Raw genomic sequence first — 24446 nt, 5'->3', positions numbered from 1 at the left:
ATATTATCCATCCAAGCATAGTGATAGGTTGTATCCTGATACTTAGAGGCTTTTAAAGCGGATTGTCCTAAGCAAATAAATACTACATTTAAAACAATAGACTGAATTGGTGCCGTTTTTTGGCGGAGTTTGTTGGGATAAAGAAAAATAATAATGGAGTTAAATAAAAAAAGCTCAGTGAAAAAATAGGCATTAAAGCCCACCACCAAATTGGATGATAAGCCAATCCTCTAAGTACTGGTAATATAATGGCTAATAGTGCTCCTGTGAAAAAAACAAAAAGAAAAAAGAACGTCCTTTTGTTGCGGAAAAAGATAAAAATAATTAGTAGGTGGGATAAAAGGAAAAATATAAATAATCCTACAAATGATGGGAGAAGAACGCGATGGATTGATAGAAAATATTTTATAGCTGTAGTAAATAAATATTAAAGCGTAATTTTGAAAATAGGAAAACAAAATATGAGAATTAATATGAGGAACGATTTTATAGGTCATAGCTGGATAAAAACTGTAATAAAGAATCTGAATTATGTAGGCTGATAAAAACTTCCTAACAGAAAAAGTAATTTTTTATTACAATAAGCATATCGAAAAATAAAGTGAATAAAGGCAAAAGTAGAGCAAATTGGAATTTTGATAATATAATGATAACCCCCAGCAGAGATATGGAAAAGAATGTTTTTATCATTTTAGGGGCAGGAATAAAAATAATATTAGTGGTAGGGTTGCAAAGTAAATAACTGTTACGAAGCGTATAACGCTGTATATAGGAATGAGACTGATATATAAGCCTAAAAATGTACGGATATAGTCATTTGAAATTAATCTACGGTCTACTTTCAGAGAAAAATAGGACAAATTCCTAACATAAGCTGTATGTATAGATCCACTGTAAATTATTGTTATATATGATCTTATGACGAAAATTCGGGCAGCTATTGTTGTTATGAGCCTCTGGAAGAACGCAAAAGATCCTGCATCGGTTTCTGTGAGGCTGCGTATCCATGAATAGTCGATAGTGCCTTAAAAAAAAGATTAATGGCTTCATAAGATGGCATAGGAGTACGACCTTCATGCAGAACCGATATATAAGCTGCTGTTATATAGTGTAGTAAAAGAAAGAAATTGGAATTTTAAAATTTCGATATAAAAATTTTTGTAAACTACGCTTTCAACAAATGAAACTTTTTTGTTGCGGATAACAAAGAAAATTCCTGAAAAAATTTTTTCTATTTCGAGTGTCTGAAACACATCTTTCATATTTTTATTTTTCAATCTTTGAGGATATAATACTAATAAATATACTGCTTCATTAGGGTCTCCAGTATATAAAAGGATGAGATGTAATTTTTTATCTTCAGAAACATTCGCAAATTCTGCAAATAGCGGTTTGTCATTAATAACAGTTTTTCTTTGTAAAATTGTATAGTAACTAAATTTGTTTTTTAACTTCATTACGGTTTTATGCATAATGTTATTAAGTTCTTCCAAATTACTGCGAATATAGGTTATAATATTGGCTGTCGTCTCAAACCATATTGTTTCTCTGGGCATATATACTAAAAAATTGTTGATTATTTGCATAAGCACGGCAAACAATATTGAATCTCTCTCTCTCTCTCTCTCTCTCTCTCTCTCTCTCTCCTTGCTAAAAAAATTCCGAATAAAATAATATATACTCCAAACATAAAAAATTCTATGGATATCCTGGAGATTTGAATTTAATAACAAAGAAAATAGAAAAAGAAAAAACAAGATGAAAATAAATATAATTTGTTTTTGAGGGATAACGGAATGATAAATAAAATAATATCAGATGTAACATAAAATACAGAAAGATTAATGGCTGTTCCATTCACGATATTCCATATATTGATTTTGAAATAAATGTTGGAAAGAAGATGATCGGGCTGGATATGCAGCCAGTCCTTTTAAACCAGATGAAAATTTATAAAGAAGAGTAAAGTTTCCTAATAGGAATCCTGTGATAATTAATATGAAATAATAAAAATATTTTGAAAATATTTCCGTTGAAAAAAATAAATGAATATTTCTTGTAGAAATCCCGTTTTGATTAAACATAATTTGGCATGTTTTTTTGATCTAAAAAAACAAGTGAAGTAATTCTCAAAATTCTAAATAAAAAATAAGGTTTCCATGATAATGTAAATCCTAAAAAACAAAAGGATGAAATGGCAGCAAAATTTTGATTTTGTATGCTTCTGCGAAGAAAAAATATAGCAACAGCTAATGAAAATATCCCAAAAGGAAAATCATAATATAATTTTCCAAAGAAAAAATAACAAAATCTACCTGATATCAATAAACAAAATGCAAGAAAACGATGCAATTTTTCCGAAACTAAATCAACAACTGTATAAAGAATAATTCTAAATGCTGGTACTATCAATATAAAACATAGTATATGAATTATTCCGGCATATTTTAAATCAGATCGTGAAATGAAAACAAAAAGTTAGGAAAAACCATCATAAATATTAAGTGTTCTTTGATTGAAAGAATGATGTAGAAAATAATTATGAACATAAAATGAAAAAAAATATTTTTTTATTAAAAATAAAGCATAAAAAATCACGGCAATAATACTGCAGCATTTGCAAGTGAAAATTATTATTCATTTTGATTTCCTGAGATTCTTTTTTAATTTGTTAACATATTGCAGTGTACGTTTTATCAGTTTGATTCGGCCTTTCCAATTTCCACCACCTTTGGCTTCTCCACCGGTGCGCTTATGAAAAAATACGTCAATTGTTTTTATTGTTCCGATCCAGGACATTTGATACAGTATATAAAGATCTAACGAAAAATCATAAGGTGCTTGCGGGCGGATTTGATAATAGAATTCTTTGGAAAAGAGTTTAGGTTGGGCATTGATGTCGGAAAGGTGACATTTTAATTTGCAATTAACATATAATTGCATTCCTAATGTAAGTAAAACTTCCAACAATTTACGATTTTTGCGTTTTCCTTTGATCAATAGGTTAGGATATTGTGGCTTTAGCTTTTGGTAGAGCTCGTATGCTTTGAATACATCCGCTGGATCTGTTTGAAGATCTGCATGTGTCCAAGCTAATACTTCGCCTGAAGCCACATCCAATCCTGACAAAATACCAAAACCATAACCTTGATTTTGATCTAAGTGAATAATTTTTATTGGTATACTCCGGCTTAATTTTTTTAATAATGTAGCAGAGTTGTCTGTGGAACCATTGTTTACTAAAATAATTTCAAAGTCTGTCATTATATCATAAAGCGGCCGAATTTTTTCGAACAGCTCCGGTAAATTTTCACTTTCGTTATAACAGGGAATAACTATCGAAAGCATGATCAAACTTCTAAAAAATTCGGCTGTTCTTTCGTAAAAAAACGCTGCCAATAAAGATAAGTTTCGTAATCATCCGGAGTACCCCAGCAAATATAAAACTTCACAGGCATAAGAAGTACTTTTAAGCCCATGTTGATGGCATCATTAATGCATTCGTCTATATAAAACTCGTTATTAATCCGTCGATTTTGGTAAATCATTTCTTTTGCTGCTGCAGTAAAATATTTGCTTTTCTTAAAATAGAAAGCTCCAGTAATAGCCCAGTCATTTAATGGGGTTTTACTGATAGGTTTCTTCACAGATATCTGTGAAATAATGCCGTTTTCGTCGCAGATAATCCAGCCGTAAGCTTCAGGATTTTTCAGAACCGTAGGATTATCCTTGAAACCAAAAACTAAAATATCTGCTTCTTTTTTCAATTTTTCAAACAAATCTGCATCATAAATCATTCCGTTATCTGATGCTCCGATTAAAAGTTCTTCTTCTGGAACGATATTTATGCATCCTTCCAAGCAAGTACTTGCTTGTCCTTCTGTCACGCCCTCTATAGAAACAATTTTCCCGTATGAATCTAATGCTTTGTTGAGTCCGAACTGATTTATATGGTCTTTTTGACAGATAAATATAGTTTGATCGCTCTTAGGCAGAGCATCTGCAGCAGAAAGAACCATATAGCGCCCGTTAATAGGCAGTAAAGGTTTTGGTACTGTGTAGCCTTGCTCGGAAAAGCGCTTACCGGCTCCGGCCATAGGTATCAGTTTAACCATTATCTTCTCCTGAAAATATTTCCGCCCACCGCAAGTAATCTGCTAAATCTTCGGGTGTGTCCCACTGGCAAAAGTACGGTACATCATGGTACACACGAATATCTAGTTTGTCTCGGATCATTAAATTGTAAACAAGACTAACATAATACTCACCATTAAGGTTGATATTTTCGTTTATGAGTTGCTGAAAATATTTTTTGATATAGGCACCCTTTTTGAAATAGTACATTCCTGAAGATTGCGGCGTAAGACTTTTATTTTCAGTGAAGGAGAATTTTTCACGGATTTCCAGTATTTTATTGCCCTCGCAGAGGCATGAAGCGTAAACATTTTGAAGGGGTATAAGATGTGGATGAAATCCTTGATAACAGACAACGGATCCATCACAGTTAGTATCTGCGGTCCATTGGTAGAAAGACTGGCAATTCCAGACTTGAAAATAATCGCAATACGACACAATAGCAGGACTATTATCATCGATTTTGTGGAAAATTTGGGAAACAGCCCAAACAGGCCCTTTTTTTTCGCCTTCAATAGCAATAATTTCTGCATTCGGAGCAATCTTTTCTAGTGTTTCGCGCATTTCTTTGATCGTATTCAGGTGTGCGTCACGGCAGATAAAAATAAATTTATCTTTGGGGTCAAACATTCTAACAACCCATTCTATAATTGGTTTTCCGTGAATTTTAATCAATGGTTTAATGTCTTTGTAGCCTGCTGCCGCAAAACGACTTCCTAAACCAGACATAGGAATAATAATATTCATAGTTTCTCCATATTCTGTCTATATTTTTCTCGCGACATTGAAGTAATATAAAGTCCTATAGCTTTGTCTAAAAAGCAAAGTGAATCCTGAGGTATTGTTTGATACAAATACAAAACTAATGCTAAAATTTCTGCTGTATTTTGAGCGTTTTTGAGGGAATGGTTTTTGAATACAACAGTTGAACCTTGAAATTCAATGGCACCGGACAAAATTTTGTTATCGATGTAAACCGCTTGATCCGGAAATAATAAAGCTTGTTTGTTTAAGAAATATTCTATTCCTTGAACATAAACTTCCGCATTCCACTTTAAATCTTCATTCACAACAGGCTCGACAAATAAAGGAAGCTGAAATTTTTTTTGTAGATTTTCGTGAAGTTCCTGGTGAAGAGTGAGTACTTTGTTGATGCTTAAGGAAGCTGTTGCTATTCCGTGGTTTTCCAGGAGTGTTATACTGTTTTCCGAATGTGTTTTTTGTTGTATGGTTTTATTTAAGTTTTGTGTCAGCTGCAATCCAGGAACACACGCTTCAACCGTGAAAATATCTGCTTCCGCTAAAGGACTGATGTATGCTGTTAGTTCTTGTGTTTTTCCGGAGCACAAAAATACACATGAATATGCTGAATGAGTATGCAGGATAAATGTTTGTGGCAGCAGTGCATGCAATCCTATTTCTATGGATGCAAGCTCGTTACCTGTTGTACAGCGATCTGTTAATATGTTAAATTCTTCTTCTCCGCCTTGGAAATCTGTAAATCCTTTCCTCCATTCTGGTAAATCTATTATAGTCCATCCTTGATTAAAATTCATATCTTTCAACCGTGTACCTGATGCTTTGATATACAACATATTGCCGTATTTTACGGATGCATTGCCTCCTGCTCCTTGAACTGCATCAGTATTAGTATTTGCAGAGAGTTTGCATAGTGAGCTTATAGGTTCCATATGGATCCTCTCTCTCTCTCTCTCTCTCTCTCTCTCTCTCTCTTTTTTTTTTGATGGATTTCCAAGCAGTGTTTTTGTATAATGTAAAAAATAATATATAAAAGAATGAAATTTTCGTAAGTGTTTCCAAAAAAAGTAAAAGGATAAGGAAATTCTTCTATTTCGGGAATAAGAGTTTTCAAAATAGAATCAAATTCCGAAACAGGGATTTCTTGATCAAAGCGGATATCAATATTTTGTTTGAATTCGCTAATATCAACACGGATATCAACACCGTTTATCTCATTAAACATTTTTATTAAAGGTCCAATTTCTATATCTACCGAGCCTGTTAATTTAAGCATAGGTTGATTTTTTTGTAAATAGTAAGAAATAATAATATCAGCAAAATCTTTTTGTACAGAAATAAATTTTTCCTTATCTTTTTCGCGTTTTTTAATGGAACTTATTACTTTTTCTTCGGAATAGCCACGTTTTTTGGTGTCGCGTGAAATTTTCCATTGATGATAAAGCTCAGGATCAGGATCAATAAAAATTTTCAGATTATAATAGCGCCGCTCTTGAGGCATATACAATGAATGCAGTCCTTCATGGATGATGATATTTTTAGGTTGGATCTGTTCAATCACTTCAAAATTTCCGGTATCATGATTATAATGGTTTCTATTGATCTGCTGACCTTGTTTCAGGAGGATAAAATCTTTAATGTTTTGATGTAAATTTTGAGCTTGTGGATGGAGGTGTGTAAAAGTGTTCCATTCGTTATTTCCGCGTTCCTATTTGTGAAGGTCGTCTCCACAAAATAGTAAAGAGTTTTCTTCGCCAAAAAAATTCAAAAGTCCAACAGCTAATGTGGTTTTGCCGGTACCAGAATCGCCTGCAATTCCGATGAAGTACGGCTGGTATAAAAAATTTGTTGCCACGTAACGGTGCAGTATATTAATAAACAAGTTCCATAAGATCACGATTTGCAGAAAGAAAAACACCGTATATAAAAGGTGAGAATAAATTGTATCGCGATTGACAAAATATATTACAAGCAACGTGGAATTTAGGAAATATAAAAGCAAGAGTGACCGTTGGTATTTCGCCGAAATGTAGGCCAAAAGAGGGATAATCCAGTAAAACCATCCTGGTTGCGGAGTGAGAAAAAGCGTGATCAGCGAAAATGCAAAAACAATATAAATCATAAATAAATCTTTGGGCAGGCGTGAAAAATATAAGCATCCCAAACATAAAATACCATACAAAATAGGAATAATATATATGGTTGTTGATCCAATAGATAATTGAAAATGAAGAATATAATTTTGAACTTTATTAAAAAGCACGATCTGTTGAAACCCTGGCGAACTAAGAAAAATACCGTTAAAAATGAGATAAGGGATACAAGTTTCTAAAAGATATATAATTATTTTTTTCATTGGGAGTTTTTGCTTAGATAAATAGATTGCATAAAACGGCAGAATCATAAGAATATGCAGTTTCATACTAAGTGCTATTCCAAAGCTTAATGAACTAAATGTAAGATTTTTGTCCAGCCAGTAAAGCCCGAGCATCAGAAAGAATATAGGAATTAAATCCAATTGTCCATGCCAGTAATTGATGTAGATAACGAGCGGTGATAGCCAATAAATCAGGCAGAGAAAAACTTTTTGTTTGGGGATCATTTTGGTCAGCAAAACAAGGATAGCTATATCAAAAACCAGTAGTGATAATCCCAATCCTGCATATCCGGTGCCTCCTATCCAATGAAAAGGAAGATAGAGCAAAATAGCACCTAAAGCCATAGAAATTCCATAAGGAAAAATATCGATTCTTTCTAAAATTAAGAAATAATTGTAAGGATTTTGGAAAGGATAATTGATAAAACGTTGTAAAAAAGGAGCAAAAAGATTTACAATCATTTCTGGGGGAACGCAAAAAATCAAATATAAACGGATAATTAGTCCTAACGAGAATAGAAGTAAAAAAATTTACTATTAAATAGAGATGCTACTAGAATGTTTGACTCAAGAGACATTTATTGCCTCTTGCTTGCTAAAGCATGAATCATAGATACAAAAAAGTCAAATCTTTTACACATGAAGTTCATTGTATGGACTCCTAACAATTTCTAAAATTACAGGAATAGGTCTATAAAGTTATTCTCTGAAACACAGAGAAATTCATTAAATAAATACTTAAGATAATTTTATAGCTAATTTGTGTCATTTTAGCATAAATTATTTTCCCTGTCAAACTAATATTTTTATTTCATAATTCTCATGATTTTCAACTTAATGTGTTCTATTAAAATAGAATATTTGAATAATAAGGCTGATAGTTTATAAGTTATAAGAAATAATATTCAAATTATTATTTTTTTTTAATATCTTAACAAAAATTAAAAAAAGATAATATACTGGCAAAAATATTTTTTATTTATATTTTAACAGCATTTGTGATATACTGATAACTCTTTAGTAGGAAATTTATGCTCTCTTAAATACCTAAATATATAAGAAATATATAAGATTTCTTTATGTTTTTTAGTAAAATTACGAAAACATTTTATTGCTTATTACCTTATAGTTACTTACAAAAAGATTTACCCCTCTCCTATTCTATTTTTCTAATGCATTGTAAATATAAAATATATTCTGTTTTAAAAAATATTTTTCTAATTTACAGGTGTGTCTGTATGTGTAAGCTGAGTATCATAATACCTGTAATGCAACAGAAAAAATTTTTATCCCGTTGTCTAGAATCAGTTTTTAATCAAAATTTTGAAAATTATGAAATTATTATTAATGGTCATTCTCCCGGAAATTGTAAAAAGATTGTCTTAAAGTATCGTGATAATCGTATCTGTTACATTGAGTTTACTGAGAATTTAGGTCTGCATCAGGCGCGTGTTCAAGGGGCAACTGTAGCACGCAGTGAATATTTAATGCATTTGGATAGTGATGATGTTCTTCTTCATGATAGTGTTTTGAGCAGTCTTATGCTTTGAATGGGATTGATATTTTAGCATACCAGTTCCGGCTGGCTCACGAAAACGGTTCAACAGCATCTGTATATCTCAAGAATGATATTTTTGAAGAAAAACTTTTGCTAACCGTGATGATGCTTATTTTGAGCTTTTTTATGGTAGTCTTCCTGATAGTGTGGCCTTGAAAATAATAAAAAAACTTTATGGAATAAATGTGCGGACTTTTTTTGGATACGTATCTTGTCAACCAAGAGAATTTTTTTACAATCGTCCATCTTTTGCATTATGCTGAAAATATTCGTACTTTGCCCTTAGAGGGGTATGGCTACTGTTGCTGTTCTGATAGTTCTTCTAAAAATTTTTGTTTTTCTGAAGCCGAACAGCTCATAAAAATCATTATCTATTTTGGAACTGCTCATAATGGGGCTGCAGAGTTTTTCAAAACAAAAGGTTTCTATGAACGTTACAAAGATACTCTTTATCGATATGTCCCTCCTTTCTATAAAAATATTCTTCTTCAAGTGTCATCTTTGCCTTCGGATAAGTTTGTTCATTGTCTGCCTTACCTTCAAGAATCGTTTTCTTTTCACCAGCATCAACTGGAAATACAGCATAATATGTATCAAAAAACCTCTCTGTTGCCAGACTATTCCTTAAGTCTAATCATTCGTCTGGACAGTGCATTATATGATGATACGGATTTAAGAGAGTTAATTGAAAATTTTCCTGAATGTGAAGTTATTGTTGTCTGTGGCGGCGGTAAAAGTAAGCAGCTTGCTGGAAAAATAATATCTGCTACCAGAGTTTAGAACCTACTGCTGGAGAAACGTGGGCTCTTTTAATCGGTATCGCTGAAGCACTCGGGAGTTTTATTTGGTTTTCTGATGGATTAAAGCCTTTTAATCAAAGTCTTTTTGAGAAAGTACTACAATCTTCGTAAGATACTGTAGATTTATGGTATACATTATCATTACCTCAATCCCAACAGGATTTTTTTGTTATGTGCCTCAGTTGCAGAAAAATATATCTCCTTATTTTCAGCAAGCGATTGCTCGAGAAATATTTATTCCTCCTATGGAAAACTATCTTTTCATATCAAATAGCATTAGTTGCAGATCAATATGTGGCTTCTCCGGTATTACAGAAGAGTGGAGTTTGGTTGTTTTTTTGTTGGCATTGTGGCAGGTTAAAGAAATTCGTTCAGTCAAAAGTTTTCCTTATATTTTTGACGGTTATATGCAGGAAATTTTGCAGAAAAAACGTTTGTCTTCTCAGGATACTGATGATTTTTTGGAAGAAATTTCCGAAGTTTTAAGAAAATTGTCAGACTTTTTAAACACTCAAAGTTGTTTTAATATTTTTGTTCCTTTACTGAGTGTACATAACGTATATATATTCTCCAGAGAATTTGAGAGTATTGATGAAAAATTTTTATCAATATCTTTTGGATGAAGAAATAAAAAATCCAGAAAAAGCTTGGAAAGACTGTAAAATTTTATGTTATTTGCAGCTTAATCCTGAAAATATTTCCCAAGTCCTTTCTGGTGATCAGACAACAAAAGATGCTGTTTTTTATTAATTAATAGGGTTGGGAAAGCGATCCTTTCCTTGCGAAAATTTTATTATATCTGTTACGTAATGTCTCATGGTTTGGATCTGTTTTAATAGAGTTCTTAAAGGGTAAAATAAAGTCTATTGTTATTGCAGATAATGGTCCTTCGCTTGCAGAAATAAATTACCGTTGCTTGCTTAAAAATGTCGATACATGCCGTGTTAATCAGTTCTTTTTTGAAGAAAAATATTATTTAGATCGGGATGCGTCGCATATTGTCTGGGTGCGGTGGATTACATAGACATTTTATTTTATAGTCTTTATACGGCTGTACTCAATGGGAAATATAACTTAGGGGCTTGCTATTCTGGTTTGTATTCCTATCATCCACGTATGGCTTGTCATCCTAATTTCAAACCAGGATATAGTATTGTTCAGGAAAATCCTTTATTCCGTAACTTTTTATGTTACTATGAGCTGTGTTATAAAAAATGGCTGAATTCTGGGACTTTAGCGGTCTTTTTGGCAATCCAGCAAGGATATAAAAGAAATTTATATTTCTGGTACCGGCTTTTATCAAAATGGGCATAATTATGCTTTCAATTATTCTCTCAAACTGGTTTATCAGGAAGTAATTAAAAAAAATCCTCTCGAAAGTGTGGCTGGACCATCAAGGAAGAGGTGCTACTCAAGTAGTCCACAGCATCGACATGGAAAAGAAAGCTCTCCAATTAGTTTCTTCTTTAGAAGGTGTAAACTTATATTCTGTTTGTGATACTAGTTCTATCAATGAGATTACACCACTTATCCCTTTTCTTGATGAACGTTTCCCTGGAGCTTTAGAAAAATCAGTTCATGCTATTAAAGATTTTATCCTGCCACCGGGGTTATCAAAAAAATACTTTTCTCCAAAAAAAATTCTGAAAAAAACGAAAGTAAAGTTCAAAAATTGAAGCAGCTTTTTATAATCAAGGGAATGGCGGATGAATGGGAATATTTTCTAAAAATCAATTGCCGCAAACTGTTTATGATATTTTTAAGCCTTTGTAGATTTATGCTGAAATTTTGTTTCAAAGAGAAAAAGATATGAAAATTACTGTTATTGTCTCCGCACGGGCTGGTTATGAGGGGATTCTCAATAAAAATATCCGCGTTGTGAACGGCAAACCGTTGATTTAGTATGCTTTAAATACGGCACTTTCAAGCAAATTAATTTCTGATGTTATTGTCTTCACCGACAGCGAAGAAATTATGCTGATTGCTAAGCAGGTAGGTGCTAAAGTTCGTAAATGCAGTGATCTGTGATATTGCCTATTATATTCAAAGCGATTATATTGTCACAATGCAGCATACTTCTCTGACGCTTACAGCTGAAACTTTGGATAAAGCAATTCGTTATACGCTTGACGGTGACTGGGATACTTTTATTCCTGCTTACTCTGAGTGGCTTAACCGTCAGTATCTGCCTCCGTATTATGTCAAAACTAGTACTTTTGTAATCAGCAGAAAGGAAATTATTACAAAGAAAGGCCGCATCGGTAGCAAGGTATCGATTTTTGAAGTGCCTAAAAATGAAGCAGTTGATATTGATTCTTTCCAAGATTGGGCTGCTGACAAACGTATTTTGGCTTGTGATCTGTAACATTTTATGTCAACGAAAATAATAAACTAGGATTGGATCATATCTGTCGTGTTTTGGAGCTTGCGGATGAGTTTTATGCGACGCCTGATCTTTACTACAACAAACGAATATTGATTTGTTCAGTAATACCACTCATACATTGATCGTCCTGAAACAAAGAAGACTATCTTTTCTAAGCGGTACACAGAAAGGGATATCGTTATTTTATTAATGATATTCTTGATACTTCCTCGGAATATATCAAAAATCTGAAAAAAGCATCTGGTTCTAAAATTATCAATTTTGAAGATGATGGTGATGGTATCTATCATGCGGATCTGGTATTTAATTCCTTATACTGTGAAGAAATGGCACCTCATATCAAAGAGGGTGAAAAATATTACATTCCTGGCCGACTTTTTATGTTCTATGAGCCTGTGGCTGTTTGTGCTGAGGTTAAGAAAATTTTTATTGGCTTTGGCGGAGCTGATCAGCAAAATTATACAGATCGCCTTCTGAATATTGTATGCAAAGAAAAATATAATCATTATCAATTTACAGTAATGCTTGGCAGAGCAAAAGAAAATATTCCTGTGCTGCTGGAATATAATGAATTTTCTAATGTTTCGGTTTTTTATAATGTCAAAAATATGCCTGAAATAATGTCTGACTGTGATATTGCGTTCACTTCACGTGGGTGAACATGTTACGAGTTAGCTATGCTAGAAAATCCAACCATAGCCATGGCCCAAAATGAACGCGGAGAAAAACACAGGTTTGTTTCCCATGAAAATGGATTTAATTATTTGGGGCTGAATCCTCCAGATTCCGTGATGGAAAGTAATTTGGATTTGTATCTTAACTTAAGCCAGACGGATCGGCAGAGGATTCAAAATAAACCTCTTGCTCATGATTTTCGCAACGGACGTAGCTGCGTGATGAATTTAATTTACGGTTTGTAAGGAGGTAGTATGAAAAAAAACTTATCTCATTGCCGAAGTCGGTGTAAATTTTTATGATACAGCAAAAAGTATTAGGTATTTTGTCGGTGGAAGCTGCGAAACTTTATATAGAAAAAGGCAGCTCAATGTGGTACTGATGCGGTTAAATTTCAGTCGTATAAAGCTGATAAATTGGTTTCCAAAATTCTCCCCGCATACTAAGATCTTACAAAAGAACCAACTCCTACGCAGTATGCTTTTTTTCGTAAGCATTATGGACTCGAAAGAAATGATTTTATAAAGCTTTCAGCTTGCTGTAAGGAGCATAATATCGATTTTATATCTACTCCTTTTGATTTTGAGTTTGCAGATTATCTGGATGAAATCCAAAATGTTTATAAAATTTTATCTTCCGATTTAAGCAATGTTCCTTATTTCTGAGCAAGCTTTTAAAAATACCACTGCTGGTTGAGACATGACTTACTAGGGGGTGGTAAAATTCATCATATTGCTGAACCGCAAGCTTTAGGTACTGCTGGAACGGTAGGTATGTTGAGGGACATTGTTTTCGAACGTTTTATGGTATTTTATGGTGATCTGGTTATGGACTTCAATCTTAATTCTTTTATCCGTTTGGGTGAGCAATTTAATTCACTGGGAACGATTGTTGTGCGTCCAAACTACCATCCTTTTGATAGTGATCTTCTTGAAACAGATGCTGATAATAGAATCACTGGCTTGTATCCAAAAAATAATCTCTCTAAAGCTTAGAGACATAATCTCGTAAATGCAGCTATATTTTTCACCCAGTATATTCCAATACATTCCTGACACTTTCTCTGATTTCGGCAGTGATGTTTTTCCTGAAACCCTTAAAGCTGGTGAAATCCTTAAGGCTTATAATACTCCGAATACATTAAAGATATGGACACTCACGGCTTTTACAAACTACGGCAGATTTTTCTTCCATAAGGTTGCGCGTTTAAACCGTAAAAATGTCCGGCCAGCTGTTTTTCTCAACCGGGACGGTACTCTCAACAAAAATATAGATACGTTGCCTTCGGTGGATCATTTTTTCCTGCTCCCAGAAATGGCCCATGTACTGAAAAAATTAAATAAAAGCAAATTTCTTAGTGTTATTACGAACCAGCCTATGATTGCAAAGGGTTTTGTTTCTTTTAGTGAAATCCTTTTGATCCATAAAAAATGGAAACTCTTTTAGGCAGAGAGGGTGCTTTTATTGATAGAATTTATTCTTGCCGGCATCATCCCGAGAAAGGTTATTACGGCGAAGTTTCAGAACTTAAAATATCCCTCTTTTGTCGGAAACCCAATCCTGGAATGCTATTTCAAGCTTGTGACGAACTCAATATTAATCTTTCTTTATCATGGATGGTCGAAGATAGTGATATAGATATTCAAGCCGGTAGAGCTGCAAGTTGTAAAACAGTGTTTTTAGGTGAATCACATCCTTTAGCTACACAAAATGTAGCACAAGCTGTAGATTATATTTTTGAGAGATCCTAATGATCATTACTCGTACTCCTTTTCGTATTAGTTTTGCCGGCGGAGGCAGTGATCTTGCCGACTACTCCCTCAAGAATGGTGGTGCTGTTCTAAGTACTTCGATCGATAAATATGTTTATCTCAGCTTGCATCCTCATTTTATGAAGTATGGGTATCTTCTCAAGTATTCTCAGATAGAAAATACCGGCAGCCTTGAAGAAATCCGACATCCTATTGTTTGTGAAGTATTTAGAGTGTACAGTATTAAAGGGATTGACTTTAATTCCAGTTCTGATATCCTTGCTGGTACGGATCTGGTATCGAGTTCGGTGTCCACGGTGGGTCTGATCTATTTACGCAATGCCTATACTCAAAAGTATATGAGCAAATAATATGTTACGGAGCTTTCCTTCAGCTTGGAAATTGATATTCTCTGTATCCTATCGGAAAGCAAGACTAATATGCTTGCGTATGTGGCGACTTGAATTGTATAGAATTTCACAGGGACGAAACTGTGTCTTTAGAGCGTATTTATTTGAACGCCGAAAATTTCATAAGGTTACAGGATAATTTGATGATGTTTTTTCACCGGAGAAACCCCGGGCTGCGGGATCGGGTTTGGCTGAACAAAAATTTAATATGGTTCAAAGCGATAAAACTCAAAATCTTCATAAAATGGTTGGACTTGTTTCGGATTTGAAATTATGCTTGCTTAAAGGGAAAATTAATGCTTTGTGGGAGATTCCTTATATTGGGATGGCTTTACAAAAAATATCTTTCAGCGGATATTTCAAATCCTGCAATAGATGAATCTTATGAAGCTTCCAGAAACGCTGGTGCTGCAGGCGGTAAACTTCTAGGTGCGGGAGGAGAAGATTTCTTCTTTTCTTCGACATAGAAAAGAAGAAACAAAAATTCCACGATACTCTTTCCCATTTGAAGCAGTATTTTTTTCGTTTTGACTGTTTCGGAACAAGTATCATACACCATTCTAATTGAGGTAATGTTATGCATAAGATTATTAATAATTATTTCGACCGTTTGAAATTAACGCTTGATATGATGAACGACGAAGAAATTATAGTTTTTGCGGAGCTTCTGGAGAATGCGCGCAAAACGAAAAATACAGTTTTTGTTATGTGCAATGGAGGGTCAGCAGTAACAGCGAACCATTTTGTCTGCGACTTCAATAAAGGTACTGGCTTCGGTAAGCCTGAATGTTTCAGAGTTATCTGCCTTAATGACAGTATGTCTACTCTCAGTGTCTACTCTAACGATGTTGCATACAATGAAGTATTTGTGGAGCAGTTGAAAAATTTCCTTAAGCCCAGAAATTTGGTCGTTGGAATCTACTGCAGCGGCAATTCTGAAAATATTCTTAAAGCCGTGCAGTTTGCTAATCAAAATGATGCTGTAACAATTGTTTAGACAGGATTCAAAGGCAGCAAATTGAAAAATTTAGCACAATATTCCGTACATGTACCAGTTGATGATATACAGATATCTGAGGATATTCATATGATTTTGAATCATTTTTTCTTTGCCCGGTCAATAGGGGTGCTCATGCCTAAGATCCCCGTTATTTTGCTGACATATAATGCAGAAAAATATTTGCACGGAGCAATTGACAGCTTGCTCGCACAAACGTTCCGAGACTTTGAAATTCTTATTGTTGACAACAGTTCAAAAGACTGTACCTTGCAAATCTTAAAAACTTACAATAATCTGCGGGTAAAAATTTTTCAAGGCACTTAAAAAGGAATCAGCGCTGCTCTTAATATGGTGTTGGATCATACCCAGGGAATGTATGTTGAGCTTATGGATGCAGATGATATTTCATTACCCTAGCGTTTTGAAAAGCAAGTTGTGTTTATGGAGAAGCATCCAAGCATCAGGATATATGGAACCGGTAGAAACGTTTGAAGATAGCAAATCCAATGTTTGGAATTATTTTCCTGATGTTGCGGACACAAAAACAATATTGTTGTTTGGATGTGCGTTGGCTCATCCTACAGTGATGATTAGGCTTTCGATTTTTAAAGAGTTTAGCTTCCGTTATGACGAATCTTATTTCGGTTCCGAAGATTTCGAATTATGGAATAGAGCTATGGAGTTTACTGATGTCTGTTCTATTCCTGAAGTTTTAGTCAGATACCGTCTTCATAAAAGCACAAGCTTCTGTACTCCAGCTTGAAAACAATAGAAAAAGAACGGGATTAATAGTAATCCTAGGTATGAAAAATTATTTAGGTATCGATATCCCAGAAAAATATAGTTATATTTTTTATGCTTGTGTGACTTTCTGTACGTTTAATGAGCTATTGGAAATGACCAGAATTTTTTATCAAGCGTATTTAGTTTCTTTTAAGAATTCTGCTTTTAAAAAAGAAAAACTTATTCTTACTAATTTTTCTCATCTCTTGAATGATACGTCTTTTCGTAGTCTTAATATTTTTCAGTTATTTTCATTTTTTATTTATTGTCCTTTGCTACTGCCGTCTTTTTCTTGGAAAAATTATTTGAAAATACGTTCCACAGCTGATAAACTGACAGCTATTTTGTATTTTTGTCTTAAAAAGCTTTACTATACTTTGGGGTGTGGCAGCATGAACTTTTGATTTTTATTGTCTGATAGCTTAATAAATATCGATAAAATGCCGATACAATTAAAAGTTTACAGACAGGAGAAATATTTTATGGCTCAAGAAAGTATCGGTTCCAACGTCAACAAGGCTGTTGCTCGAATTGCTGCTTTGTGGAGTTTTTTCTTTTTGCTAAATACATCTGTGTTTGTTTATTATTTGATGCTCGAGAAAAAAGATAATTTTATCCGAGAACAGGTTAGTATATTGTCGGAAATTGATGCAGAGGCTACGTCAATTTTATATTTCAGCACACAGAACACCCAGAATGCAAAACCAAATTTTCCTCAAACGCTTTTGAATTCATGGATGGAAACCGTATCTCAAAATTATATCAAGTCTATGCCTAATTCCAAAGCTGAAGTTGTGCTGTTGGGTGCTTTAGGCGAAGAATTTTATAAAGAAGCCTTCAATGAAAAAAATTCTCCTGTTTTAATCCAAAAATATCAAAATCTCAGTGATCAAATTATCTTGCTCAAACGAATGGCTACATCAGCTATTGATTCGTCTTTTTCTGCAACTTTGTCTCGCGTGTTTTTGCCTATCAGTTCAGGTTTGTTTTTAATTTTTTTAGTTTTCAGCTTGTTTATCGGTTTTTCTCTACGTAAAAATTTAATCAGCGAAATTGCTGGCGTTCTTGACGATATGTGGAAAGAGCTTAAGCTGATGGACCAGCCTGCAGATTCTAATTCCCATATTAGTTCTATTTTTTATGAAAAGGCTCATGAGTTGAATAATTATATAGCTTCTTTGTCTACTCAAATCGGAGGTATTAAAAACACTTTACTGCAAAGCGTAGATCATGAGAAACCAACTATTACTCAAGATCTTGCTGGAGATACTGATACACGTGAAAAAATTATTTATATTCAAAAGTTATTATCTCGTTTATTCACACGTGCAGAGCGTTCTGTCTCTTTAGCCAAGGCTTCTGCAGATAATGGTTTTCAAGCTGGTATACTGGCGTTGAATATTTCGATCGAAGCGGCTCGGTCTGGTGAATCAGGCAGAGCGTTTTTATCTGTTTCCGACAGAGTTAAAGATTTTGCTGAAAAAAGTACAAATATCGGTGATGCTATTATGGAAGAATTAAAAGATGCGGATTTATCCATTAGAAAAGCTTATGCTGTTGGCAAAAATATTCTAGAAACTCTAACTGAATCTAATCCTATAACTCTTTCGGAAATAAAACCATTTCCTATAGAACCAGTCCTCTCCGAGTTACAATATTTGTCTGATAATGTTTCTAAACTTCGAAATCTATCAGCCACTTTTGAACATGATCATCTACAACCCATAACTCAAGATTTTTCCGAAGTCCGTGAATTGATTGTTTATAGTTTTGAACATCTTTATTATTTGTGTTACGGTGAAAATGTTCCTGAGAATGTTTATGCGTTTCATTCCTACGATGGGAAAGATTTTTAAAATTTTATTTCTCAAGGATAGCGGCAATCTTTTTAACAGCTTCTGTTAAAATTGCCGGCTCTTTTGTAAAACAAAATCTTACAAATCCTTCAATACCAAACATTGATCCTCCGTCTGAAAGTAAAACTCCAGCTTTCCGAAACACAATATCGCAAAATTCTGATGAAGTTTGCGGTACTTCCCCTCCAACTTCATTGCCCAAATAATATTTTATATTAGTAAAACAGCTCATACCTGCCACAGGCATCATCGTCCGAAATCCATGCTGTTCAGATAAAGCTTTCATCAAAGTATCACGCCGTTCCCTGTCGATCTCTACCAAAGTTTTTGTAAGCCACTGCTGGATAGGTTCCCAAGCTTCAATTACCGAATATTGTGTCAGAGTATTGACGCCGCCAATCGTACATCGCTGAATAAGTGCAATTTTTTCAATTAATGACTGGTGAGCCAGCATCCAACCAATCCGCATCCCTGGAATAGCAAGGCTTTTCGAAAAAGACCGCACAATAGCACAATTTTCGAGTTTGGGAATAAGTTCGGCAAGAGATGTAAATTTGCCTTCGAATACTTCAGCCGTAAAAATTTCGTCACTGACAATAAAAATATTTTTTTCCTGCGCCAGTTCGATAATCTGCATTAATATTTCTCTGTTCCAAACAGCTCCAGTCGGATTGTGAGGGTTGTTGATGATAATCATTTTTGTCCGCGAATTTATATTCTGTTTCAGCACTTCAATGTCCGGTAAAAAAGAATCTTCTTCGTCTAGTTTAATAATTTTTGGTACTGCTCCCATTAACTGTGTTTCTCCAACATAGCCGACCCAATATGGAGCAAAAATGATAACTTCATCGTTTGGGTTTAGAATAGCCTGCATTGTTGACATAACAGCTCCCCGAGCCCCCGAAGTAATAGCAATGTTTTCACCAGTTACAGGGATTTTTTTCTGTTTATACTCATCCGCCAGCAACGCACATAATTCTGGTATTCCTTTCGTCGGATGATAGCGGAAAATTTCTATATTTCGCGGATTCCTCTCTATTGCTTCTAATAACTGATAGGGAGGAGATAAATCCGGCTCCATTATTGATAAATCAATTAGTTTAGAATCATCTTTGGCGAAATCTTTTCTTGCTTGAGGATGTGTCATGTTGATTTTGTTTGAAAACTGGGAAAAAATCATTGTTATTTCCTTTATTTTTATTTCATATTATTATATAATATTTAACATATATAGTCAATTTTAAAGCATTTTGAGGTTGTGGGGGATCCATGTTCTACGAATTTTTAGCTGAACATATTAATATTTTCCGTTATTTGACGTTTCGCGGTATCATGGCGGCAGTAACGGCTTTTTTATTAGCATTGACCATTGGGCGCCCTGCCATTAATTACCTTGCTGAAATGCGGTTTGGCCAGCAAGTCCGAGATGATGGTCCTTATGCTCATCTTGTTAAAACGGGAACTCCTACTATGGGTGGTATTTTTATGTGGGGATCTGTCCTGATTTCGGCACTGCTTTGGGCGGCATGGAATCCTTTTGTACTGATCGCATGTTTATCGCTTATTTTGTTTGGGGTAATTGGTTTCGTTGATGACTTTGCAAAAATTAAGTGCAGTAATACTAAAGGTTTGTCGTATTCTGGCAAGCTGTTTTGGCAAGGGATATCAGCTTTTGTGCTGCTGGTGTTGATTTATCACATGCGTTCTTATCATTCAACTGTTGATACCATCGATTTGACGTTGAGATCACAAGACGGATCGGTGCTTGCTGCTACAAATGTTTCTGTAAACCATGATTGGGAGTGGAACCTGCTTTTGCCTTCTTTCGAGAAAAAAAATCAGTTGTCCTTTTATGCTGGTATCTATAATGTCGAGCTCGGAGCTGTTTCTAACCTTGCTATTTTTTCGTTTCCCGCATGGTCCGGCAAAGGCGAAGATCAAGAAGTTTTTTCCGGCAGCGTGCTTTATGACAGCGGTAATGCTGTTAATATTTTCGTCGAGAGAAAAGAGTTCGTTTCAGGTACCACTCATAATCAGAAAACAAATATTTTTGTTCCCTACAAATCCCAGCTCTTTCAAGCCCAGTTTGTCCCTTATTATGCTAAAGTATTATGGTATATACCATTGCTATTGGCCTTTTTATTTTATGTCCTGATTATTGTCGGTACCTCTAATGCAGCTAATCTTACTGATGGTCTTGACGGTCTCGCTACTGGTATGGGGATTGCTCTTTTCCTGCCGTTCGGCGTATTTGCCTACCTTATGGGCAACTCTGTTTCTGCTCATTACCTTCTTTTACCTTATATTCAAGGTGCTGGCGAGCTCAGTGTGTTTGTGGCTGCTGTTTTGGGTGGGATGGCTGGATTTTTGTGGTACAATATTTATCCTGCCGATGTGTTTATGGGGGACACAGGTTCGTTGCCCATGGGAGCGTGTGCGGCAGTAGTTGCTATTATGCTTAAACAGGAGCTTCTCCTTCCAATTGCCGGGTTTATGTTTGTTTTGGAGACGCTCTCAGTGATGATACAAGTTATTTCTTACAAGTGCTGCAAAAAACGCGTCTTCAAAATGGCTCCCATTCACCATCATTTTGAGCTCTCTGGCTGGAAGGAAAATCAAGTAGTTGTACGGTTTTGGATTTTAGGGATATTTTTTGCTTTGCTGGCATTGGCTTCGCTAAAGATACGTTGATATGATCGTGGTGGTAAGGTATGTATTGTCAGTCAATGCACGTGTTGATGGTGCTTTGATCGGGGAAATAAATGCGGGGTTGTTGCTTTACACGGGGTTTAAAGGTCTGACACTCCATCAGAATGCCAGTATGCCACTGATAAAATTATAAAACTTCGGATTTTTGATTCTGATTTGGGAGAAATTTCTATCCGAGAGCATGGTAGAAGTCTCTTGTCTATAAGTCAGTTTATATTATCAGCATAGACAAAAAAGGAAATCGTCCGTCATTTGGGAAATCGATGCCTGCTGCCGAAGCTCGCAAGCTTTTTGACCGCTTTGGTGCTCTTCTTGAGGCTGAACTTCCTGGCAGAATTCAACTTGGGGCATTTGGTAAAGATATGAAAGTTTCCGCTATCGATAATGAACCATATGTTTTGATTTTAAATTATTAATAAGCAGTGAAAATGGGAGGCAGTATGAAAATTCGTCTCTGGGGAGTTAGGGGGTCATTACCCACTCCCGAAAAAGATAAAATGGAAGTCGGGGGACAAACAACTTGTATTGAAGCTCGCTTGGATGACGGTACTATTATGATTTTCGATGCCAGAACCGGTATTATTCCTCTGGGCAAGGCACTTCTGAAAGAATTTCACGGCAAAAAAATGCCTAAACTACATTTATTTTTGACACATACTCATTGGGATCATATTTATGGGTTTCCGTTTTTTCCTCCAGCATTTAGGGCTCAAACTGAAATTATTGTTTACGGACCCATTAAAACCAACCGAAGCCTTGAAGAATTGATTATTGCCGAAATGGATTTTGATTATTGCCCAGTGCGTTTTTCGCAGCTGCCAGCACGTATTACATTTATAGAACTAGAGGAACAACGCTTCGAGCTCAGTAAAGGTATTTTTCTTGAAGCAAAAGGGCATCTTCATCCCGGAGGTGCCTACAGCTACCGTGTAGAAGCTGATGGCAAGATTTTTGTGCTGAATACAGATACCGAACATTATCCATCGCAGCTGGATGAAAGGATTGTTCATATTTCTCGTAATGCTGACTTTATGATTCACGATGCCCAGTATACGGACCAAGAACTCGAACATCATATTGGCTGGGGACATTCATCGTGGTCGCAGAGCATTGAGGTGGCAAAACGAGCGAATGTCAAATATCTCGGTCTTACCCATCATGATCCTGAACGTACTGATGCTCAGATTTTTGCTATGGAAAAAGAAGCTCAAAAACATTTTAAAAATTTGTTTTTTTGCCGTGAAGGAATGCTTATTTCGCTTTGATGCCGAAAAAAGTTTCAGCATTCTGTCGAATCTGCCAGATTAAATCTGAAAGCTCTAACTTGTGCATTTCTGCAAATTTTTGGTATACTAAAGCAACATTAGCAGGAATATTGGGTTGTCCACGAAAAGGTTCGGGAGTCAGATAAGGACAGTCAGTTTCAAAGAAAATTCTATCTGGAGGACATAGCATAGCTGCTTCGCGGATTGTTGCTGCATTTTTGAATGTTAGATTTCCTGAGAAAGAAAGATAATGTCCATTTTCAAGCAGTTTTTCGGCTTCTCGAGGTCCATAGCTGAAACAATGAATTAATACTTTGATTTTTGGGAATTCTTTCAAAATTTCAAAACATTCTTCAAAAGTTTCACGGGAATGGATGATTAGTGGCAGATTGAGTTCCTCAGCAAGGATTAACTGTCCACGAAAAAGTGATTCTTGAGCTTCTCGAGAACCATATTTTTCATATTTGAAATCAATTCCTGCTTCTCCTAGCGCCACGTGTGGGAAAGAAAGCAGTATTTCTCGAAGCGTGTTCAGCCAGATTTTCTCATTGAAATCAGCTTGTGTTGTGTTATCCGGATAAATTCCTGTAGCATAATAGATGTTTTTCTGACCAGAAAAAAGAGACTGATTTTCTATGAAATCAAATGGACTAAGTGAAATTTGTATAACAAAATCTAAACTGTCAGGTAACAGTTCCGATAGATTGAAAGAAGTTTGTTTTAAAGTTAAATCCAAATGGGTGTGGCTGTCGATAAACATAATATTTCCTATATTTAATTATAGCATTATTTTTGCTAAAAAGCAAGTTTGCGGTAATTTGACTGTTTTCAGAAAATGATTCATACTTAAAAAGCTGGAAAATACCTTGACAAATAGACAAAAAGAGTATATGATTTGTATAATAGGTATATAAAATTATTTTATATCGTTAAGAGGAAGAAAGATGATTTTTAAAAAGAAAGAATCTTCTAATTATATTCTCTCTCAAGATCTTCGTTTTTTCGATGAGCAGCAAGTTCGTAAGAACCTTTGGCTGCGTATAAAACGTTTTTTTATTAGTATAAAGAAACAAATTCATGATATGGGTATAAGACGTCTCAGTATTATTGTAGTGCCGCATACTGGTAAATCTACATGGAACTTACAAATATCTAATTATATTATGTTTTTTTTGGGGATTGTTTTTACAGTTGTGATGCTTTCTACGATGTATGTTATTGCTAATCATCAGCAAAGTGCTCGTAATCAAGTCCGTTTAGTAGTTGAAAATAGTGCGCTTGAAAAAAAAATTGGTAACGTTTCTCAAACAGTTGATTCTCTTTCCGAATATTTTTCTCAATTTCGTTTAGAAGTTAATTCTATTATTAATTCTTCCAAAGATAATATCGATTCAATAAGCCTTAATGATCCTGAGTTGTCTGTTCAAAACACATCAGATACTCCACGTGAAATTGTTCAACTTCAAAGATTGCAAAAAGAATTAGATGTAACTAAAGAAAAAATATTTCGTGTCGGTAATTTTATGCAGGAATATGAACGACTTTTACGTGAAATTCCTTCAAAATATCCTGTAGCTACACGCGCTCGCATTACTTCACGTTTTGGTGTGCGTCGTAATCCTTTTGATGGACGCGGTTTTGAGGGTCATGAAGGTATGGATTTTGCAACACTTCCCGGTACTCCTATTTACGCGGCTGCTGATGGTGTTGTAACCAAGCGAGGTGTTTTTGGAGGATATGGGAATTTATTGGAAATAGAACATCGTTATGGATTTAAAACAAGATACGGCCATATGCAAGGTTTTGCGGCGCAGGTATATCAAGGAGTTCGTGTAAAACAAGGTCAAGTTATTGGCTATGTTGGGGCAACAGGTCGCGTTACAGGTTATCATCTTCATTATGAAGTATGGATTGGTAATAATCGTACTGATCCTGAACCATATGCAATGATGTTAAGGTAAAAATATGGAACGAAAACAACAT

Annotated in this window: 36 protein-coding genes and 2 pseudogenes; 29 read left to right on the top strand and 9 right to left on the bottom strand. The window is 34.9% G+C overall.

Going from position 1 to position 24446, the window contains the following annotated elements:
• Window positions 1-1073: 1073 nt before the first annotated feature.
• The 7 genes and pseudogenes from BM018_RS01135 to BM018_RS01095 form a co-directional block, all read right to left on the bottom strand.
• Complete coding sequence (locus tag BM018_RS01135) at window positions 1074-1586, bottom strand: hypothetical protein (RefSeq protein ID WP_159428118.1); 513 nt, start codon at window positions 1584-1586, stop codon at window positions 1074-1076.
• Window positions 1587-2637: 1051 nt separating this feature from the next.
• Window positions 2638-3348, bottom strand: coding sequence for a glycosyltransferase family 2 protein (locus tag BM018_RS01120; RefSeq protein ID WP_092317415.1), 711 nt, complete (start codon window positions 3346-3348; stop codon window positions 2638-2640).
• Between the two features lie 2 nt (window positions 3349-3350).
• The gene (locus tag BM018_RS01115) at window positions 3351-4115 is read right to left on the bottom strand and encodes a sugar phosphate nucleotidyltransferase (protein WP_092317412.1); all 765 of its coding nucleotides are present in this window, start codon (window positions 4113-4115) and stop codon (window positions 3351-3353) included.
• Window positions 4108-4881, bottom strand: coding sequence for a glycosyltransferase family 2 protein (locus BM018_RS01110; protein ID WP_092317409.1), 774 nt, complete (start codon window positions 4879-4881; stop codon window positions 4108-4110). Before BM018_RS01110 ends, BM018_RS01115 begins: the two co-directional genes overlap by 8 nt.
• Window positions 4878-5825 carry a class II aldolase/adducin family protein gene (locus BM018_RS01105; protein WP_092317406.1) on the bottom strand — a complete coding sequence of 316 codons (948 nt, stop codon included), beginning with the start codon at window positions 5823-5825 and terminating at the stop codon, window positions 4878-4880. Before BM018_RS01105 ends, BM018_RS01110 begins: the two co-directional genes overlap by 4 nt.
• A pseudogene (locus BM018_RS01100) lies at window positions 5813-6574 on the bottom strand (hypothetical protein); the annotation flags it as partial. The gene BM018_RS01105 and the pseudogene BM018_RS01100, both read right to left, overlap by 13 nt.
• Before the next feature lie 27 nt (window positions 6575-6601).
• On the bottom strand, window positions 6602-7732 hold the full coding sequence (locus BM018_RS01095) for a hypothetical protein (protein WP_092317402.1): 1131 nt from the start codon (window positions 7730-7732) through the stop codon (window positions 6602-6604).
• 776 nt (window positions 7733-8508) lie between these two features.
• Here BM018_RS01095 and BM018_RS01090 point away from each other — a divergent pair.
• From BM018_RS01090 to BM018_RS01010, 23 genes and pseudogenes are all read left to right on the top strand, one after another.
• Window positions 8509-8820, top strand: coding sequence for a glycosyltransferase family 2 protein (locus tag BM018_RS01090; RefSeq protein WP_159428117.1), 312 nt, complete (start codon window positions 8509-8511; stop codon window positions 8818-8820).
• The gene (locus BM018_RS07760; protein ID WP_159428116.1) at window positions 8817-8984 is read left to right on the top strand and encodes a hypothetical protein; all 168 of its coding nucleotides are present in this window, start codon (window positions 8817-8819) and stop codon (window positions 8982-8984) included. Before BM018_RS01090 ends, BM018_RS07760 begins: the two co-directional genes overlap by 4 nt.
• A gap of 42 nt (window positions 8985-9026) precedes the next feature.
• Window positions 9027-9608 carry a hypothetical protein gene (locus BM018_RS01085; RefSeq protein ID WP_159428115.1) on the top strand — a complete coding sequence of 194 codons (582 nt, stop codon included), beginning with the start codon at window positions 9027-9029 and terminating at the stop codon, window positions 9606-9608.
• Window positions 9609-9753: 145 nt separating this feature from the next.
• The gene (locus BM018_RS01080) at window positions 9754-10251 is read left to right on the top strand and encodes a hypothetical protein (protein WP_092317396.1); all 498 of its coding nucleotides are present in this window, start codon (window positions 9754-9756) and stop codon (window positions 10249-10251) included.
• On the top strand, window positions 10220-10378 hold the full coding sequence (locus tag BM018_RS07755) for a hypothetical protein (protein WP_159428114.1): 159 nt from the start codon (window positions 10220-10222) through the stop codon (window positions 10376-10378). The genes BM018_RS01080 and BM018_RS07755 overlap by 32 nt, the downstream gene beginning before the upstream one ends.
• Before the next feature lie 37 nt (window positions 10379-10415).
• Window positions 10416-10652 (top strand): alpha-2,3-sialyltransferase, encoded by a 237-nt coding sequence (locus BM018_RS08260; RefSeq protein ID WP_092317394.1) that lies wholly within the window; start codon window positions 10416-10418, stop codon window positions 10650-10652.
• Window positions 10640-10942 (top strand): hypothetical protein, encoded by a 303-nt coding sequence (locus BM018_RS01070; protein WP_143280362.1) that lies wholly within the window; start codon window positions 10640-10642, stop codon window positions 10940-10942. The genes BM018_RS08260 and BM018_RS01070 overlap by 13 nt, the downstream gene beginning before the upstream one ends.
• Before the next feature lie 65 nt (window positions 10943-11007).
• The gene (locus BM018_RS01065) at window positions 11008-11304 is read left to right on the top strand and encodes a hypothetical protein (protein WP_092317390.1); all 297 of its coding nucleotides are present in this window, start codon (window positions 11008-11010) and stop codon (window positions 11302-11304) included.
• A gap of 259 nt (window positions 11305-11563) precedes the next feature.
• Complete coding sequence (locus BM018_RS08255) at window positions 11564-11656, top strand: hypothetical protein (protein ID WP_200778558.1); 93 nt, start codon at window positions 11564-11566, stop codon at window positions 11654-11656.
• Window positions 11625-11993, top strand: coding sequence for a glycosyltransferase family protein (locus BM018_RS07950; protein WP_200778547.1), 369 nt, complete (start codon window positions 11625-11627; stop codon window positions 11991-11993). Before BM018_RS08255 ends, BM018_RS07950 begins: the two co-directional genes overlap by 32 nt.
• A gap of 347 nt (window positions 11994-12340) precedes the next feature.
• Entirely contained in the window at window positions 12341-12673 is a 333-nt protein-coding gene (locus tag BM018_RS07945) for a hypothetical protein (RefSeq protein ID WP_200778546.1), read from the top strand.
• Between the two features lie 18 nt (window positions 12674-12691).
• Window positions 12692-12934 (top strand): hypothetical protein, encoded by a 243-nt coding sequence (locus BM018_RS07940; protein WP_200778545.1) that lies wholly within the window; start codon window positions 12692-12694, stop codon window positions 12932-12934.
• 171 nt (window positions 12935-13105) lie between these two features.
• A pseudogene (locus tag BM018_RS08250) lies at window positions 13106-13354 on the top strand (N-acetylneuraminate synthase family protein).
• Window positions 13355-13381: 27 nt separating this feature from the next.
• The gene (locus BM018_RS01050) at window positions 13382-13684 is read left to right on the top strand and encodes a glycosyltransferase family protein (RefSeq protein ID WP_092317388.1); all 303 of its coding nucleotides are present in this window, start codon (window positions 13382-13384) and stop codon (window positions 13682-13684) included.
• Window positions 13685-13700: 16 nt separating this feature from the next.
• On the top strand, window positions 13701-14135 hold the full coding sequence (locus BM018_RS01045) for an HAD family hydrolase (RefSeq protein ID WP_092317386.1): 435 nt from the start codon (window positions 13701-13703) through the stop codon (window positions 14133-14135).
• A complete protein-coding gene (locus BM018_RS01040) occupies window positions 14120-14440 on the top strand; it encodes an HAD hydrolase-like protein (protein WP_092317384.1) in 321 nt (106 codons plus the stop codon). The genes BM018_RS01045 and BM018_RS01040 overlap by 16 nt, the downstream gene beginning before the upstream one ends.
• A complete protein-coding gene (locus tag BM018_RS01035) occupies window positions 14440-14811 on the top strand; it encodes a hypothetical protein (protein WP_092317382.1) in 372 nt (123 codons plus the stop codon). The genes BM018_RS01040 and BM018_RS01035 overlap by 1 nt, the downstream gene beginning before the upstream one ends.
• 335 nt (window positions 14812-15146) lie before the next feature.
• A complete protein-coding gene (locus tag BM018_RS07750; RefSeq protein WP_159428113.1) occupies window positions 15147-15317 on the top strand; it encodes a hypothetical protein in 171 nt (56 codons plus the stop codon).
• Between the two features lie 110 nt (window positions 15318-15427).
• Window positions 15428-15847, top strand: a complete 420-nt coding sequence (locus tag BM018_RS01030; RefSeq protein WP_092317380.1) for a D-sedoheptulose-7-phosphate isomerase — start codon at window positions 15428-15430, stop codon at window positions 15845-15847.
• 21 nt (window positions 15848-15868) lie between these two features.
• Window positions 15869-16174, top strand: a complete 306-nt coding sequence (locus BM018_RS01025; protein ID WP_143280361.1) for a glycosyltransferase family 2 protein — start codon at window positions 15869-15871, stop codon at window positions 16172-16174.
• Window positions 16175-16319: 145 nt separating this feature from the next.
• On the top strand, window positions 16320-16613 hold the full coding sequence (locus tag BM018_RS01020; protein WP_092317376.1) for a glycosyltransferase family protein: 294 nt from the start codon (window positions 16320-16322) through the stop codon (window positions 16611-16613).
• Between the two features lie 40 nt (window positions 16614-16653).
• Entirely contained in the window at window positions 16654-17037 is a 384-nt protein-coding gene (locus BM018_RS01015) for a hypothetical protein (protein WP_092317374.1), read from the top strand.
• A gap of 78 nt (window positions 17038-17115) precedes the next feature.
• The gene (locus BM018_RS01010) at window positions 17116-18489 is read left to right on the top strand and encodes a methyl-accepting chemotaxis protein (RefSeq protein ID WP_159428112.1); all 1374 of its coding nucleotides are present in this window, start codon (window positions 17116-17118) and stop codon (window positions 18487-18489) included.
• Window positions 18490-18493: 4 nt separating this feature from the next.
• On the opposite strand, the gene BM018_RS01005 is transcribed toward BM018_RS01010, so the two are convergent.
• Window positions 18494-19669 (bottom strand): pyridoxal phosphate-dependent aminotransferase, encoded by a 1176-nt coding sequence (locus BM018_RS01005; RefSeq protein WP_092317372.1) that lies wholly within the window; start codon window positions 19667-19669, stop codon window positions 18494-18496.
• 89 nt (window positions 19670-19758) lie between these two features.
• On the opposite strand from BM018_RS01005, the gene mraY reads away from it, so the two are divergent.
• From mraY to BM018_RS00990, 5 genes are read left to right on the top strand one after another with little or no spacing between them, the layout of a single operon-like run.
• The gene (gene mraY, locus BM018_RS01000; protein ID WP_143280360.1) at window positions 19759-21180 is read left to right on the top strand and encodes a phospho-N-acetylmuramoyl-pentapeptide-transferase; all 1422 of its coding nucleotides are present in this window, start codon (window positions 19759-19761) and stop codon (window positions 21178-21180) included.
• A 1-nt stretch (window position 21181) separates the two neighbouring features.
• Complete coding sequence (locus tag BM018_RS07745) at window positions 21182-21331, top strand: D-aminoacyl-tRNA deacylase (RefSeq protein ID WP_159428111.1); 150 nt, start codon at window positions 21182-21184, stop codon at window positions 21329-21331.
• Entirely contained in the window at window positions 21325-21426 is a 102-nt protein-coding gene (locus BM018_RS08245; protein ID WP_143280380.1) for a hypothetical protein, read from the top strand. The genes BM018_RS07745 and BM018_RS08245 overlap by 7 nt, the downstream gene beginning before the upstream one ends.
• Window positions 21414-21614: a D-aminoacyl-tRNA deacylase gene (locus BM018_RS08035; RefSeq protein WP_327020468.1), complete on the top strand. Its 201-nt coding sequence runs from the start codon at window positions 21414-21416 to the stop codon at window positions 21612-21614. Before BM018_RS08245 ends, BM018_RS08035 begins: the two co-directional genes overlap by 13 nt.
• Window positions 21615-21638: 24 nt before the next feature.
• A complete protein-coding gene (locus BM018_RS00990) occupies window positions 21639-22463 on the top strand; it encodes an MBL fold metallo-hydrolase (protein WP_159428110.1) in 825 nt (274 codons plus the stop codon).
• Here BM018_RS00990 and BM018_RS00985 read toward each other — a convergent pair.
• A complete protein-coding gene (locus tag BM018_RS00985) occupies window positions 22450-23223 on the bottom strand; it encodes a TatD family hydrolase (protein WP_092317366.1) in 774 nt (257 codons plus the stop codon). The genes BM018_RS00990 and BM018_RS00985 overlap by 14 nt on opposite strands.
• A gap of 184 nt (window positions 23224-23407) precedes the next feature.
• On the opposite strand from BM018_RS00985, the gene BM018_RS00980 reads away from it, so the two are divergent.
• Window positions 23408-24424 (top strand): M23 family metallopeptidase, encoded by a 1017-nt coding sequence (locus BM018_RS00980; protein ID WP_092317364.1) that lies wholly within the window; start codon window positions 23408-23410, stop codon window positions 24422-24424.
• The last annotated feature ends 22 nt before the right edge of the window (window positions 24425-24446 follow it).

The organism is Brevinema andersonii (assembly GCF_900112165.1).
GTDB classification, from domain to species: Bacteria; Spirochaetota; Brevinematia; order Brevinematales; family Brevinemataceae; genus Brevinema; species Brevinema andersonii.
Note: the sequence above shows the minus strand (reverse complement) of the source record. Positions and strands in the feature narration are given on the sequence as shown.

What these genes read in the sequence shown, in the direction of transcription:
- BM018_RS01135 (WP_159428118.1), bottom strand. Translation starts at nt 1,586, where the DNA reads ATGCAAATAATCAACAATTTTTTAGTATATATGCCCAGAGAAACAATA.
- BM018_RS01120 (WP_092317415.1), bottom strand. Translation starts at nt 3,348, where the DNA reads ATGCTTTCGATAGTTATTCCCTGTTATAACGAAAGTGAAAATTTACCG.
- BM018_RS01115 (WP_092317412.1), bottom strand. Translation starts at nt 4,115, where the DNA reads ATGGTTAAACTGATACCTATGGCCGGAGCCGGTAAGCGCTTTTCCGAG.
- BM018_RS01110 (WP_092317409.1), bottom strand. Translation starts at nt 4,881, where the DNA reads ATGAATATTATTATTCCTATGTCTGGTTTAGGAAGTCGTTTTGCGGCA.
- BM018_RS01105 (WP_092317406.1), bottom strand. Translation starts at nt 5,825, where the DNA reads ATGGAACCTATAAGCTCACTATGCAAACTCTCTGCAAATACTAATACT.
- BM018_RS01095 (WP_092317402.1), bottom strand. Translation starts at nt 7,732, where the DNA reads ATGATTGTAAATCTTTTTGCTCCTTTTTTACAACGTTTTATCAATTAT.
- BM018_RS01090 (WP_159428117.1), top strand. Translation starts at nt 8,509, where the DNA reads ATGTGTAAGCTGAGTATCATAATACCTGTAATGCAACAGAAAAAATTT.
- BM018_RS01080 (WP_092317396.1), top strand. Translation starts at nt 9,754, where the DNA reads ATGGTATACATTATCATTACCTCAATCCCAACAGGATTTTTTTGTTAT.
- BM018_RS07755 (WP_159428114.1), top strand. Translation starts at nt 10,220, where the DNA reads ATGAAAAATTTTTATCAATATCTTTTGGATGAAGAAATAAAAAATCCA.
- BM018_RS07945 (WP_200778546.1), top strand. Translation starts at nt 12,341, where the DNA reads ATGGCACCTCATATCAAAGAGGGTGAAAAATATTACATTCCTGGCCGA.
- BM018_RS07940 (WP_200778545.1), top strand. Translation starts at nt 12,692, where the DNA reads ATGCTAGAAAATCCAACCATAGCCATGGCCCAAAATGAACGCGGAGAA.
- BM018_RS01045 (WP_092317386.1), top strand. Translation starts at nt 13,701, where the DNA reads ATGCAGCTATATTTTTCACCCAGTATATTCCAATACATTCCTGACACT.
- BM018_RS01040 (WP_092317384.1), top strand. Translation starts at nt 14,120, where the DNA reads ATGGAAACTCTTTTAGGCAGAGAGGGTGCTTTTATTGATAGAATTTAT.
- BM018_RS01035 (WP_092317382.1), top strand. Translation starts at nt 14,440, where the DNA reads ATGATCATTACTCGTACTCCTTTTCGTATTAGTTTTGCCGGCGGAGGC.
- BM018_RS07750 (WP_159428113.1), top strand. Translation starts at nt 15,147, where the DNA reads ATGCTTTGTGGGAGATTCCTTATATTGGGATGGCTTTACAAAAAATAT.
- BM018_RS01030 (WP_092317380.1), top strand. Translation starts at nt 15,428, where the DNA reads ATGCATAAGATTATTAATAATTATTTCGACCGTTTGAAATTAACGCTT.
- BM018_RS01020 (WP_092317376.1), top strand. Translation starts at nt 16,320, where the DNA reads ATGGAACCGGTAGAAACGTTTGAAGATAGCAAATCCAATGTTTGGAAT.
- BM018_RS01015 (WP_092317374.1), top strand. Translation starts at nt 16,654, where the DNA reads ATGAAAAATTATTTAGGTATCGATATCCCAGAAAAATATAGTTATATT.
- BM018_RS01010 (WP_159428112.1), top strand. Translation starts at nt 17,116, where the DNA reads ATGGCTCAAGAAAGTATCGGTTCCAACGTCAACAAGGCTGTTGCTCGA.
- BM018_RS01005 (WP_092317372.1), bottom strand. Translation starts at nt 19,669, where the DNA reads ATGATTTTTTCCCAGTTTTCAAACAAAATCAACATGACACATCCTCAA.
- mraY (WP_143280360.1), top strand. Translation starts at nt 19,759, where the DNA reads ATGTTCTACGAATTTTTAGCTGAACATATTAATATTTTCCGTTATTTG.
- BM018_RS07745 (WP_159428111.1), top strand. Translation starts at nt 21,182, where the DNA reads ATGATCGTGGTGGTAAGGTATGTATTGTCAGTCAATGCACGTGTTGAT.
- BM018_RS00990 (WP_159428110.1), top strand. Translation starts at nt 21,639, where the DNA reads ATGAAAATTCGTCTCTGGGGAGTTAGGGGGTCATTACCCACTCCCGAA.
- BM018_RS00985 (WP_092317366.1), bottom strand. Translation starts at nt 23,223, where the DNA reads ATGTTTATCGACAGCCACACCCATTTGGATTTAACTTTAAAACAAACT.
- BM018_RS00980 (WP_092317364.1), top strand. Translation starts at nt 23,408, where the DNA reads ATGATTTTTAAAAAGAAAGAATCTTCTAATTATATTCTCTCTCAAGAT.